The sequence below is a fragment of the Aeriscardovia aeriphila genome, from assembly GCF_002259595.1.
GTDB classification, from domain to species: domain Bacteria; phylum Actinomycetota; class Actinomycetes; order Actinomycetales; family Bifidobacteriaceae; genus Aeriscardovia; species Aeriscardovia aeriphila.
Window position 1 is genome coordinate 40165 of the sequence record NZ_MWWU01000002.1, and the last position, 12418, is coordinate 52582.

The following is a 12418-nucleotide window of genomic DNA, read 5'->3' on the forward strand; positions in this document are numbered from 1 at the left end:
CACTCGCTGCGCGGACTTCAGGGAACCCACGGAAAGGCAGTACGTCATTCTGATGCAACTAGGAGTGATACGGCTGCAGAAACACAATAGAGAAAAGGTCCAATCGTGAAGACATTTTCACCAAAGCCGCAGGATCTGACCCACAACTGGTACATCGTCGATGCTTCTGACGTTGTGCTCGGTCGTCTTGCAAGCCAGATTGCTAACGTCCTTCGTGGTAAGACGAAGCCAACTTATGCTCCACACGCTGATTCCGGCGATTTCGTCGTTGTGATCAACGCCAGCAAGTTCGTCACCACTGGTAACAAGGATTCTAAGAACCTGTACCGCCACTCTGGTTTCCCAGGTGGTCTGCGCGCTGCTTCCTACTCCGAGCTTCGTGACAAGGATCCAGAGCGCGTCATCAAGAGCGCTGTTAAGGGCATGATGCCAAAGAACAAGCTCTCTGCGGTTCAGCTCAAGCGTCTGCGCGTCTTCCCGGGCGAGGACTATCCATATCAGGCACAGAAGCCAGTGAAGCTGGAGATCGCTAAGATCAACCAGCAGGCTAAGTGAGTTCGGTCAAGGAAAGGATCATGGAAATGGCAGAAAACACCAACATGGCTGCTCCAGAGCTGAACTCTGAGGATCAAGCCGTTTACACTTCTGAAACCAACGCTGGTGCAGGTACTGGTACCTCCATCGTTGCTCCTGGTTATGGCACTGGCCGCCGCAAGGAGGCTGTCGCCCGTGTGCGCCTCGTTCCAGGCACTGGCAAGTGGACGATCAATGGTCGCAGCCTTGAGGAGTACTTCCCAAGCCTGCTCGCTCAGCGTGAAGTGAACGCTCCAATCGTTCTGTTGAAGCTCGAGGGCAAGTTCGACGTCATCGTTCTCGTTGACGGCGGTGGCATCTCCGGCCAGGCTGGCGCAATCCGCCTGGGCGTGGCTCGCGCTCTCAACGCAATCGATCGCGACAACAACCGCGCCACCCTCAAGAAGCATGGCTTCTTGACTCGTGACGCTCGCGTGGTCGAGCGCAAGAAGGCTGGTCTGCACAAGGCTCGCCGCGCTCCACAGTTCTCCAAGCGCTGATTTACGCAGCTCCTGTGTGGCCGATTGGCTATGCACAATGGCTTCCAGATTTTCTGGAAGCCATTTTTTTTGTTGCGGGAGCTTTTCTCAGCGTGATAATCTCCCTGGGGTACCCCGGCACGATTTCTCTCACCATGTTCACCGCTTTACATAAAAAGGTGTATACTCAGATCAAATAAGCAGCGTGGCTTATTCCTGCTTCTCTAACACGCCTCTTTATGACCCGTGCGGTTTAGCCTTCGGGCTCGGACAACTAATTGGCTTCGAGAAAATGTAAGAACATGAAAGGTAAATTTTCTTCAATAACAAGAGGTTTTATACTCCGGTTCGTTTGTGTAATTACAACGATCTGTGCTTTGGTGGTTTGTCTTACCTTCGCATCTCATGCACGGGCGTATGAGATTTCAGGGCATAAATGGAGTAGTTCCACCATCATTGTTGGAGCGTATGGAGATGTATCTGGAACGTATCGTACTGCTTTGCAACAAGCAATAGACAATTACAACCAACAGACACACGTCCATCTTTCAATACACAATGGCGGTCCAATTGTTGCTCAAGTCGTTTATGAAAGTCATAAAGATTGGGCTGGATTATGTGAGAGAGACGGTTCACAACCTCCATACCGAATAACTTGGGCAAGAACAAAAATGAACACGAGGTGGATGACATCAGGAACTTCTGTTGCCAAGAAACGCCTTGTATGGCTTCATGAGTTGGGCCACGCACTCGGTTTAAATCATACAAATAATGCAAGTACCGTGATGTACTTTAATGCTGATTATTCATCCTTCAATGGTGTTCAGTACCTGACGAGGGATGACATCAATGGCATTAATGCTCAGTACTAAGAGAAGAGGCAATCATGAAAAAGAACATCGTCGTTCAAGCTATTGCGGTTACTCTCTCAGCTTTGATATGCGCGTCATTGGCTGGCTGTGGCTCTGCCGGGGCAAATCAAAAGATTGCTCAACCGAGAATCGGAATTTCGCAGTCCACATCGCGTTTTCAATTCTCGCGTGTCAAGCTCTATTCCTCGATGAAAGAAATGGCTGACGATAGCTCGCACATTGTAGCAGGCATCGTTACGAGCCAAAAAGTTGAGGAAGATGTCGCTGCTCCCGGTACCCATGTTACGTTGAGTAAATTCCGCATTATGGATTCACTCAAGGGTGATAAGAAAGCAGGGGAGGAGATTACCATCAATCAAGACGGTAGAGACGACCCAATGATTATAAAGAAAAATGAGGTTGTACTGTTATTCCTCCATGAAATGTATACGGGTGATGCAAGGGATCTTCCTTGGAAAGGTCAGTATTCCGTAGCGGGAGTATGGGCGGGTATTTATTCGCTGAGTAAAGTCAACGAATTCACTACGCTCTCAACAATTGAAAGTACGAGTTCCAACAGAGAAAAGAACGAAGAAGAAGTTAATTTCTCTCGTTTTATGATCTCTGACTCGGATCAGCTGCCAGAAACTGTTTCCTTGTCAGAAGTGAGAGAGATGAAGTAGTCATTTTTATTAGGCTGCTGAGTCTCTTTCAGAAAGCACAGAAGCCTTCCCGCTTATTCACGCTGAGCTAATAATTCGCAGTGGAATAAAGAAGGAAGGCTTTTCATGTCCAGCGCTCCTCGATCACTCCCGTGGTGACAATCTTAAACAATGGTGAGCGCCAGGGGAGTGACCGAAAAGCTGAAGGGAAAGCTACCGAACAAGCTCAGAGGAGGTGACTAGACAAGCCGAGCGGTTAGCGCTGCAGCCACAAGCTAATGGTGAACCCAGGAATTGCCACATGCTCACCCGGATTGGCCACATCGAGCTGATGCTCCTGCTCATCAACCTCCTGCGCGGCGCGAATTGTCGTCGAAACGAGGAACATCTCTTCCTCGGTAGTCGCGCTCTCCTTGTCGAAATGGAAGGCGTCAAGGCTCGTCTGGCTCGGCAGCGCGTCCCCACCCGCTGGGTAAGGGTAACTCGTCGGCTCATCAACCCTCTCCTGGGAACCCTCCGCCGGCGTCAGATGAATATTTTGCGAGGTCCACAGCAACTCCCAACCGCAATCGTGGGGGAGTAAAAAGTCTCTGGTAATCTGGTCGCCATTAATAACAACCAAAACATCACTGAGATTATCAGAGCGCAGACGCATCACAAACGAACGTTGCTGGGTGTTGAACCAATCGTTATCGCTCGGATGTTCACCGTTGGCAATATACCAATCCACCCATTGAGAAGGCGAAAGGAGGCCCAGCTTCGTCGTCTTCGTAAAGAAAGCATGATGGTGGAACTGGTTCAGGCGCTGACGCAGATGCAACAACTTACGAGTGGAGCGGAAACGCTGAGTTTGCCAGGCTTCTGTACCCAAAGTAAGCCACGACCAATCCAACCACGACACAGGAGAATCCTGACAATAAGCGTTGTTATTGCCCTGCTGAGTGCGGCCAAACTCATCACCAGCCTGCAGCATCGGAGTGCCCAAGCTCATCAAAAGCTGACCAATCATACCCAAAGCAGCGCGCTGGCGCAGCAAACCGATCTGAGAATCTTGAGTAGTGCCCTCAACACCGAAGTTATCAGAGAAATTAGCCGAAGTACCATCCATATTGTTCTCGCCATTGGCCTCGTTATGTTTGTGATCGTAACGAGTCAGATCGGCAAGAGTAAAGCCATCGTGAGCCGTCAAGAAATTGACAGAAGCAGCAGCGCCACGGCCAGGCTCCGACGCAAACAGATCCGACGAGCCGCACAAGCGGGTGGCAATCTCCTGCATGCCAATCTCAGCAGGCCAGTTATTGCGCAAACGAGCCTGATCCGTCAGCCAGAAGCGACGAGTCGAATCGCGGAAATGGTCATTCCACTCCGAGAACGGCATATTGAACTTGCCAGTACGCCAACCGCCGCCACCGGTATCCCATGGCTCCATAATCAACTTCAAATTGCCCAGCAACTTATCCGCGCGAATCGCGTACAAGAAGGGGTGATGCGGGGTGAAATCGTACTCCAGACGAGCCAGAGAAACAGCTAAATCGAAGCGGAAACCGTCCACACCGATAGTCTTAGCCCAATAACGAAGTGAGTCGACGGCAAGATTGATCACCTCCGTATTGAGGAAGTTAAAAGTGTTACCAGTACCCGTCGTGTCAATTAACTGAGACGGAACATCAGGGTTACGACGGTAGTAACTAAAGCCATTCAGCCCTCGCCACGACAGAGAATAACCATCCTGAGAGCCCTCGCACGAATGGTTATAAACAACATCCAAAATGACCTCAAGGCCAGCCTGATGCAAAGCGCGAACCATATCAATAACTTCTTGACGCACCGCCTTCGCACCCAAACGCTGATGCTCCTTCGTCGCATAGGCCGGGTTAGGGGAGAAGAAGTTGAGCGGAGAATAACCCCAATAATTATGCATACCGCGAGCAGCAATACCAGGCTCGGTCTGGCTTGCCAAAATCGGCAGTAACTCAACAGAGGTAATGCCTAGACCCTTCAAATAAGCGATAGTCTGAGGGTGGGCAAGGCCGGCATAAGTACCCCTCAAATGCTGAGGTAGCCACGGAGCTTGAGCAGTGAAACCCTTGACGTGCAGCTCATAAATAATAGTGCGCGCCCACGGGATATGCGGATGGTCAAGAGTAGGCTCCCGCGTCTCATCCTCAGAATTCGTGCCATGAGACGTGAGGAAAACAGAGTAAGGAACATAACCAATTGAATCCAGCTCGCTTCGAGCAGAATAAGGGTTACTCGTCACCGATCCGTCATGATGAGTAGTAGCCAAGCCGGCGAAAAGCTCGGGGCCATAGTGAGTGCCACCCTCTAAGCCCTTAGCACACGGGTCGATGAGAAACTTGCGAGGGTTAAATTGCAAGCCTTCCTGCGGGCGCCACGGGCCATCAGCACGGTAGCCATAGCGCATGCCCTCCCACACGCGAGGAATATGGACCATCCACTTGCCATAATTCGGCCCCTGCATTTGGAAGAGAGTTTCGTGAACGTCATGGATGACGCGGGAAACCACAGGGTTGCGCCGTGCTGCATCGAAAAAGGCATCAGAATCGATTCCCTCGCCATATTCCAAAGATATATCAGCGAAGACAGAAGGTTTACCAACATCCTCGATGACAGACAGCCAGAGAGCTTCGGCGGTGTCGGACCATACGACGGCATCGGCGCCGCCGTCATCAGTGAGAAAGACGCCAGGGCGAGTGGCATAACGGTGTAATGCAGGAAGCTTCATAATGTCAATGATAACGTTCTCAGACGGGGTGGGGCAGGCATGTCGAGAGGTTTATTGACAAGGTAATTGATTGGAGCGACACGCCCGGACATAGCCATCGAAGAGTGTTGCAATGAAGGGATTCTTCGTTAGTCCTGCCGTGTGCGTAAAGTTGAGATCACTGTGAGTTCTATAGGGCCGGCAGTGACGACGAAAGCGCCTTCCTCAAGCGAGGTGCTGGGGGAGTCTCTCGCCGCGACACTCCCGGGTTGCGCTCGGCAAAACCCTATGGTTTCATAGAAAAGTTGCCTGTTTCATGGCTCGCATATTTGAACTTGAATAGCGAGCGTATCGGCCGCGGTTCGGTATGGTCGGTACGCACTCATGTGTCTACGGACTATTTGCGCCGTGCCGGAATGCCATGGGAACAGACTGTGTACATATAACGATTAGGAAAGGGCGTACGGCAATGGCGGGACAGAAGATCCGCATCAGGCTTAAGTCCTATGACCATGAGGTCATTGACCAGTCGGCGAAGAAGATCGTCGAGACGGTCCAGAACGCGGGAGCAACGGTTGTTGGCCCGGTTCCGCTGCCAACTGAGAAGAACGTGTACGTCGTGATTCGTTCTCCTCACATGTACAAGGATTCGCGCGAGCATTTTGAGATGAGGACTCACAAGCGCCTCATCGATATCATCGATCCTACCCCGAAGGCTGTTGACTCCCTGATGGGCATTGATCTGCCTGCTGATGTCAACATCGAGATCAAGCTCTGAGGGAGGCTGACATATGGCAAACGCAGAAAAGAAGGTTCGCAAGGCTCTCCTCGGCAAGAAGCTCGGCATGTCCCAGGTATGGGATGAGCAGGGTTTCTTCGTCCCAGTGACTCTTGTTGATGTTTCCACCAACGTTGTTACCGCTGTGAAGACTGCTGACGGTGCTGACGGTTATGACGCCGTCCAGCTTGGCTTCGGTGCTGTTGATCCACAGCGTGTGTCCAAGCCTCTGCGCGGTCACTTCGAGAAGGCAGGCGTGACCCCACGTCGTCATCTCGTTGAGTTCCGCACTCTCGATACCGAGGACTACAAGGTCGGCGACGAAGTTGCTGTTGATACCTTCGAACTCGGCTCCGAAGTGGATGTCACTGGCACCACCAAGGGTAAGGGCTTCGCTGGCACCATCAAGCGTTGGGGCTTCAAGTCCTATCGCCGCACTCACGGTTCTCACAAGAACGAACGTCGTCCAGGTTCTGTTGGCGCATGCGCAACTCCAAGCCGCATTCTTCGCGGTAAGCGCATGGCTGGCCGTATGGGCAACGCACGTCGCACCGTGCAGAACCTGCAGGTCGTCATGATCGATAAGGAACAGGGACTCATTGCTATCAAGGGCGCTCTGCCAGGTGCTAAGGGTTCCATCGTTCTGGTTCGCACCGCTGTGAAGGGAGCCTGAAAATGGCAGATGTCTCTCTGAAGCTCACGGGTGTCAACGGTTCTGAGAACGGAACTGTTGCCGCTCCTGAAGAATATTTCGGCATCTCCCACGAGGAGATTGCTAATCATGTCCCTCTGATCCACCAGGTTGTGATGGCACAGATGGCCGCTGCACGTCAGGGCACTCACGCCGTCAAGAACCGTTCCACCGTCTCCGGCGGCGGCAAGAAGCCATGGAAGCAGAAGGGTACTGCTCGTGCTCGTCAGGGTTCCACTCGTTCTCCACAGTGGACCGGTGGCGCAATCGTCTTTGGTCCAGTGCCTCGTGATTACTCTCAGCGCACTCCAAAGAAGATGAAGGCTGCAGCACTTCGCTACATGCTTTCTGATCGCGCAAACGCTGGCCGCGTGCACGTGGTTGAGGCTCTCTCCGCTGAGAAGCCAAGCACCAAGGCTGCACTTGCAGCACTCACCCCAGTCGTCGACAACCGTTTCACCACTGTTGTCGTGGATCGTCAAGACCTCAACGGCTGGCTCTCCGTGCGCAATCTGCCATTCGTTCACGTTCTGTTTGCAGACCAGCTCAACACCTATGACGTTGTCACTGCTGAGGATGTCGTCTTCACCAAGGCTTCACTCCAGGAGTTCCTGGACTTCCGCAGCCAGAAGACCTCTGAGCAGCAGAAGGAGGACTGATTTCAATGGCAGTCAACAAGGCAGCCCACGATATCATCATCAGGCCAATCGTCTCCGAGAAGAGCTATGCCAACTCTGATCGCGGTCAGTACACGTTCGAGGTTGCCCCGAGCGCAAACCGCGTTGAGATCAAGCATGCTGTTGAAGAGATCTTCAAGGTTAAGGTCGTTTCGGTCAATACTCTGCACCGCCTGGGCAAGCGCGTTCGCACTCGCACCGGCTGGGGCAAGCGACCAGACCAGAAGCGTGCCATCGTGAAGCTGGCTGAAGGTCAGCAGATCGATGTCTTTGGCACCAACAACAACTGAAGGCTAGCCGAGAAAGTTAGGTACTAAATTATGGCTATCCGTATTTACAAGCCAACGAGCGCAGGACGCCGCAACGCTTCGGTGTCGGATTTCTCCGACATCACGCGCAACCGTCCAGAGCGCAAGCTCGTTCGTCCGCTGCATGCCACTGGCGGCCGTAACTCCTACGGTCGTGTGACCTCCCGCCATCGCGGTGGTGGCCACAAGCGCATGTACCGCGTGATTGACTTCCGTCGTTGGGATAAGGACGGCGTTCCAGCACGCGTTGCAGAGATCGAATATGATCCAAACCGCACCGCACGCATCGCCCTCCTGCACTATGCCGATGGCGACAAGCGCTACATCATTGCTCCAGAAGGTCTTCACGTCGGCAATGTGATCGAGACTGGCGCACAGGCTGATATCAAGCCAGGTAACAACCTGCCACTCTCCGAGATCCCAACCGGTACCGTGATTCACGCAATCGAGCTCCGTCCTCTGGGTGGCGCAAAGATCGCTCGTTCCGCTGGTGCTTCCGTGCAGCTCGTCGCTAAGGATGGCGCATATGCTCAGCTGCGTATGCCATCTGGCGAAATTCGCAACGTGCTCGCAGCATGCCGCGCAACCATTGGTGAGGTCGGCAACTCCGATCATGCCAATCTCGAGCTCGGTAAGGCAGGTCGCGCACGCTGGAAGGGCCATCGTCCAATCACCCGTGGTGAATCCATGAACGCTGTGGACCACCCACATGGTGGTACTACCCGCGGTGGTAAGAACCCACGTTCTCCATGGGGCAAGGGCGAAGTTCGTACTCGTCGTCCAAAGAAGGCCTCGAACAGGCTCATTATTCGCCGCCGTCCTGCTGGTAAGAATCGTCAATAAGGAAAGCGCCAGAAATGACTAATCGAAGCATCAAGAAGGGTCCTTTCGTCGACGCCTCCCTTCAGAAGAAGGTTGACGAAGCAAACGAGAAGGACAGCAAGAACGTCATCAAGACGTGGTCTCGTCGTTCGATGATCACGCCAGACTTCATCGGTCTGACCTTTGCCGTTCACGACGGCCGCCGTCACGTCCCGGTTTATGTGACCGAGGCAATGGTTGGTCACAAGCTCGGTGAGTTCGCTCCAACACGTACCTTCAAGGGCCACGTGAAGGACGACAAGAAGGCACGCCGCTGAGGCGAGGAAGAGATTAGAGACACATGGAAGCTAAAGCAATTGCACGTCACGTCCGCGTGACGCCTCGCAAGGCTCGCCGCGTCGTCAACCTCATCCGAGGCAAGAAGGCAAGCGAAGCCCGCGTCATCCTCCAGTTCGCACCACAGTCCGCTAGCGAACCGGTGCTCAAGGCTCTGAACTCTGCCGTCGCCAATGCGCGTCAGCAGGCTCAGAACGCCAACAAGTCCTTCCGTGAGGCCGACCTGGTGGTCTCCGAGGCCATGGTCGACGAGGGTGTTACCCTCAAGCGCTTCCGCGCTCGCGCTCAGGGCCGTGCTGCGTCCATCATGAAGAGGACCAGCCACATCACCATCACCGTCTCCACCAAGGACGAGGAAGGAAACCGATAATGGGACAGAAGATTAATCCATTCGGTTACCGCCTTGGCGTGACCGAGTCCCACCGTTCGAAGTGGTTCTCTGACTCCACCAAGCCGGGCGAGCGTTACGCCGATTTCGTTGGCGAAGACGACCGCATCCGTAAGGAACTGAATGCTGACCTCGAGCGTGCAGGCGTGTCCCGCATCATCATCGAGCGTCAGCGTGACCGCGTTCGCGTCGACATCTACACCGCACGTCCAGGCATCATCATTGGCCGTGGCGGCGCAGAAGCTGATCGCGTTCGTACCAAGCTGCAGAAGATGACTGGCAAGCAGGTTCAGCTCAACATCTTTGAGGTTCACAACCCAGAGATCGATGCTCAGCTCGTTGCACAGTCCATTGCCGACCAGCTCACCAACCGCGTGACCTTCCGTCGCGCAATGCGCAAGGCACAGCAGGACGCAATGCGCGCCGGTGCTAAGGGCATCAAGATCAAGGTGAGCGGCCGCCTCGGAGGCGCAGACATGACCCGTGCAGAGTATGCACACGAAGGTCGCGTCCCGCTGCAGACTCTCCGCGCTCTCATCGATTATGGCTTCTTTGAGGCTCGTACCACCTATGGCCGCATCGGCGTCAAGGTGTGGGTCTACAAGGGCGACATGACCGATACTGAGTTCGAAGCCCAGCAGGCTGCCCAGGCAAACCGTGGTCGTGGCAACGCACGTCGTGGTGGCTCCCGCCGTCCACGTGCACCACGTCGCGATGCACGCCAGAATAAGGCAGCAGCAGCCCCACAGGCAGCTGCGCCGGCAGAAACGAAGGAGTGAGTTCACATGGCTCTTATTCCTAAGAGGGTTAAGTACCGCAAGCAGCACCGTCCTACCCGTAGTGGTATGTCCAAGGGCGGCAACGAGCTCGCCTTCGGTGATTTCGGTATTCAGGCTCTTGCCCCAACTTATCTGACCAACCGTCAGATTGAGGCAGCCCGTATTGCAATGACCCGTTACATCAAGCGTGGTGGCCGCGTCTGGATCGACGTGTTCCCAGACCGCCCACTCACCAAGCACCCAGCCGAAGCTCGAATGGGTTCCGGTAAGGGCGCTCCGGAGTTCTGGGTCGCCAACATCAAGCCAGGCCGTGTCCTGTTTGAGATTGGTGGCGTCCAGGAGACCGTGGCTCGCGAGGCACTTCGCCGCGCAGTCGATAAGCTTCCTATGAAGTGCAGGATCATTGCACGTGAAGGTGGTGAGAACTGATGGCTCTCGGTACCAAGGAGTATTCGATCAAGGCTCTCAACGAGAAGACCAACGCCGAGATTGAAGAAGCCCTCAAGAAGTCCAAGGAGGAGCTCTTCAACCTTCGTTTCCAGGCTGCAACGAGCCAGCTGACCAACAGCTCTCGTCTCGGTGCTGTGAAGCACGACATCGCAAGGATGTACACCGTCCTTCGCGAGCGTGAGCTTGGTATCACCACCGAGCCAGCTGAGTCGAAGAAGTCCGACAGCGACAAGAAGGATTCCAAGAAGGCCGACAAGGCTGAGGATTCCTCCAAGAAGACTGAGGAGTGAAAATGGCTGAGGCTCAGGAAGAGCGCAACTCGCGCAAGACCCGTCGTGGCGTGGTCGTCTCTGACAAGATGGATAAGACCATCACCGTCGAGCTCGAGCACCGCACAACCCACCCACTGTATGGCAAGGTTGTTCGCACGACGAGCACGGTCAAGGCGCATGACGAGAACAACGATGCTCATGTTGGCGACACCGTGAGTATTATGGAAACTCGTCCGCTCAGCAAGACCAAGCGTTGGCGTCTAGTTTCGGTCGTCGAGCGCGCTAAGTAATAAGTTCGGCAAGGCTTGGGGCTACACCGGCCAAGGCGGGTGTAGCCCCAAGAACCAGCTCGACTAAGGAGAATCAATGATTCAACAAGAGTCGCGACTTCGTGTCGCCGACAACACGGGTGCCAAGGAAATCCTGACTATCCGCGTGCTCGGTGGTTCGAAGGTTCGCTACGCGGGCATCGGTGACGTGATCGTCGCCACCGTCAAGGATGCAATCCCTGGCGGCGCCGTGAAGAAGGGCGATGTGGTCAAGGCTGTCGTCGTCCGTACCAAGCAGGGAACCCGTCGCCGTGACGGCTCCTACATTCGTTTCGACGAGAACGCTGCCGTGATTCTTGGTAACGGCACCGATCCTCGCGGAACTCGTATCTTCGGACCTGTGGGCCGCGAGCTTCGTGACCACAAGTTCATGAAGATTGTTTCCCTTGCCCCGGAGGTGATCTGATGGTAGCAAAGATCAAGAGTGGTGACCTGGTTCAGGTCATCCGCGGCAAGGATAAGGGCAAGCAGGGCAAGGTTCTGCGCGTTCTCAATGACGACCGCGTTGTCGTCGAGGGCGTTCAGGTTGTCAAGAAGCATGTGCGTGCTCGCTTCGAGGGTCAGCAGTCTGGCATCGTCAGCGCTGAGGCTCCAATTAACCGCTCTAATGTCATGGTTGTCGATCCAGAGACCGGTAAGCCAACCCGCGTCAGCGTCGTTGAGAAGACCGAAGTCCGTGACGGCAAGCCAAAGACGGTGCGCGTGCGCGTCGCCAAGAAGTCTGGCAAGGAGCTGGCATGAGCGAAAATAATCAAGAGCCACGCCTGAAGAAGGTTTACCGCGAGCAGATCCTCCCTGAGATGGAAAAGCAGTTCACCTACGCAAACCCAATGCAGGTGCCGAAGATCGAGAAGGTCGTCGTCTCCATGGGTGTGGGTGAAGCTGCCCGCGATTCCAAGCTTATCGAAGGTGCAGTTGCCGATCTGACCAAGATCACTGGTCAGAAGCCAAAGGTGACCCGCGCTCGTAAGTCCGTTGCACAGTTCCACCTGCGTGAGGGTCAGGCCATTGGTGCCTTCGTGACCCTTCGCGGTGACCGCATGTGGGAGTTCCTCGATCGTCTTCTGACCCTCGCTCTTCCACGTATTCGCGATTTCCGCGGTATTGATGGCAACAAGTTCGATGGTCAGGGCAACTACAACTTCGGTTTGACCGAGCAGGATGTCTTCATGGAGATCGATCCAGATAACATTGATCGTCGCCGTGGTATGGACATCACTGTTGTTACCTCAACCAAGGACGATAAGGAAGCTCGCGTCCTGCTCAAGGACCTCGGCTTCCCATTCAAGGAGCAGTGA

At 54.3% G+C, this 12418-nt stretch carries 19 protein-coding genes; 18 read left to right on the forward strand and 1 reads right to left on the reverse strand.

Features of this window, described 5'->3' with window-relative positions:
- Window positions 1-105: 105 nt before the first annotated feature.
- The 4 genes from rplM to AEAE_RS01225 all read left to right on the forward strand — a co-directional run bounded on the left by rplM (window position 106) and on the right by AEAE_RS01225 (window position 2586).
- Window positions 106-555, forward strand: a complete 450-nt coding sequence (gene rplM / locus AEAE_RS01210) for a 50S ribosomal protein L13 (protein ID WP_094689359.1) — start codon at window positions 106-108, stop codon at window positions 553-555.
- A 26-nt stretch (window positions 556-581) separates the two neighbouring features.
- Entirely contained in the window at window positions 582-1073 is a 492-nt protein-coding gene (gene rpsI / locus AEAE_RS01215) for a 30S ribosomal protein S9 (protein WP_094690059.1), read from the forward strand.
- A 281-nt stretch (window positions 1074-1354) separates the two neighbouring features.
- Window positions 1355-1924, forward strand: coding sequence for a M57 family metalloprotease (locus AEAE_RS01220; protein WP_094689360.1), 570 nt, complete (start codon window positions 1355-1357; stop codon window positions 1922-1924).
- A 14-nt stretch (window positions 1925-1938) separates the two neighbouring features.
- Window positions 1939-2586 (forward strand): hypothetical protein, encoded by a 648-nt coding sequence (locus AEAE_RS01225; protein WP_094689361.1) that lies wholly within the window; start codon window positions 1939-1941, stop codon window positions 2584-2586.
- Window positions 2587-2821: 235 nt separating this feature from the next.
- Here AEAE_RS01225 and glgX read toward each other — a convergent pair whose 3' ends face one another.
- A complete protein-coding gene (gene glgX / locus AEAE_RS01230) occupies window positions 2822-5311 on the reverse strand; it encodes a glycogen debranching protein GlgX (RefSeq protein ID WP_094689362.1) in 2490 nt (829 codons plus the stop codon).
- Window positions 5312-5759: 448 nt separating this feature from the next.
- Here glgX and rpsJ point away from each other — a divergent pair, with 448 nt between their 5' ends.
- The 14 genes from rpsJ to rplE all read left to right on the forward strand — a co-directional run bounded on the left by rpsJ (window position 5760) and on the right by rplE (window position 12418).
- On the forward strand, window positions 5760-6068 hold the full coding sequence (gene rpsJ, locus AEAE_RS01235; RefSeq protein WP_094689363.1) for a 30S ribosomal protein S10: 309 nt from the start codon (window positions 5760-5762) through the stop codon (window positions 6066-6068).
- Window positions 6069-6081: 13 nt separating this feature from the next.
- Window positions 6082-6741, forward strand: coding sequence for a 50S ribosomal protein L3 (gene rplC, locus AEAE_RS01240; protein WP_094689364.1), 660 nt, complete (start codon window positions 6082-6084; stop codon window positions 6739-6741).
- A gap of 2 nt (window positions 6742-6743) precedes the next feature.
- Window positions 6744-7418, forward strand: a complete 675-nt coding sequence (gene rplD, locus AEAE_RS01245; RefSeq protein ID WP_094689365.1) for a 50S ribosomal protein L4 — start codon at window positions 6744-6746, stop codon at window positions 7416-7418.
- A 5-nt stretch (window positions 7419-7423) separates the two neighbouring features.
- Window positions 7424-7726 carry a 50S ribosomal protein L23 gene (rplW, locus tag AEAE_RS01250; protein ID WP_094689366.1) on the forward strand — a complete coding sequence of 101 codons (303 nt, stop codon included), beginning with the start codon at window positions 7424-7426 and terminating at the stop codon, window positions 7724-7726.
- A gap of 30 nt (window positions 7727-7756) precedes the next feature.
- Window positions 7757-8587 carry a 50S ribosomal protein L2 gene (rplB, locus tag AEAE_RS01255; protein WP_094689367.1) on the forward strand — a complete coding sequence of 277 codons (831 nt, stop codon included), beginning with the start codon at window positions 7757-7759 and terminating at the stop codon, window positions 8585-8587.
- Window positions 8588-8601: 14 nt separating this feature from the next.
- Complete coding sequence (rpsS, locus tag AEAE_RS01260; protein ID WP_094689368.1) at window positions 8602-8883, forward strand: 30S ribosomal protein S19; 282 nt, start codon at window positions 8602-8604, stop codon at window positions 8881-8883.
- Window positions 8884-8906: 23 nt separating this feature from the next.
- Complete coding sequence (gene rplV / locus AEAE_RS01265; RefSeq protein WP_094689369.1) at window positions 8907-9272, forward strand: 50S ribosomal protein L22; 366 nt, start codon at window positions 8907-8909, stop codon at window positions 9270-9272.
- Window positions 9272-10069, forward strand: a complete 798-nt coding sequence (rpsC, locus tag AEAE_RS01270) for a 30S ribosomal protein S3 (protein WP_094689370.1) — start codon at window positions 9272-9274, stop codon at window positions 10067-10069. Before rplV ends, rpsC begins: the two co-directional genes overlap by 1 nt.
- Before the next feature lie 6 nt (window positions 10070-10075).
- Window positions 10076-10498 (forward strand): 50S ribosomal protein L16, encoded by a 423-nt coding sequence (rplP, locus tag AEAE_RS01275; protein WP_094689371.1) that lies wholly within the window; start codon window positions 10076-10078, stop codon window positions 10496-10498.
- Window positions 10498-10809 carry a 50S ribosomal protein L29 gene (gene rpmC / locus AEAE_RS01280; RefSeq protein ID WP_094689372.1) on the forward strand — a complete coding sequence of 104 codons (312 nt, stop codon included), beginning with the start codon at window positions 10498-10500 and terminating at the stop codon, window positions 10807-10809. Before rplP ends, rpmC begins: the two co-directional genes overlap by 1 nt.
- A 2-nt stretch (window positions 10810-10811) precedes the next feature.
- Window positions 10812-11081, forward strand: coding sequence for a 30S ribosomal protein S17 (gene rpsQ / locus AEAE_RS01285; RefSeq protein ID WP_094689373.1), 270 nt, complete (start codon window positions 10812-10814; stop codon window positions 11079-11081).
- A gap of 76 nt (window positions 11082-11157) precedes the next feature.
- Complete coding sequence (gene rplN, locus AEAE_RS01290) at window positions 11158-11526, forward strand: 50S ribosomal protein L14 (protein ID WP_094689374.1); 369 nt, start codon at window positions 11158-11160, stop codon at window positions 11524-11526.
- Complete coding sequence (gene rplX, locus AEAE_RS01295; protein ID WP_094689375.1) at window positions 11526-11861, forward strand: 50S ribosomal protein L24; 336 nt, start codon at window positions 11526-11528, stop codon at window positions 11859-11861. Before rplN ends, rplX begins: the two co-directional genes overlap by 1 nt.
- Entirely contained in the window at window positions 11858-12418 is a 561-nt protein-coding gene (gene rplE / locus AEAE_RS01300; protein WP_094689376.1) for a 50S ribosomal protein L5, read from the forward strand. Before rplX ends, rplE begins: the two co-directional genes overlap by 4 nt.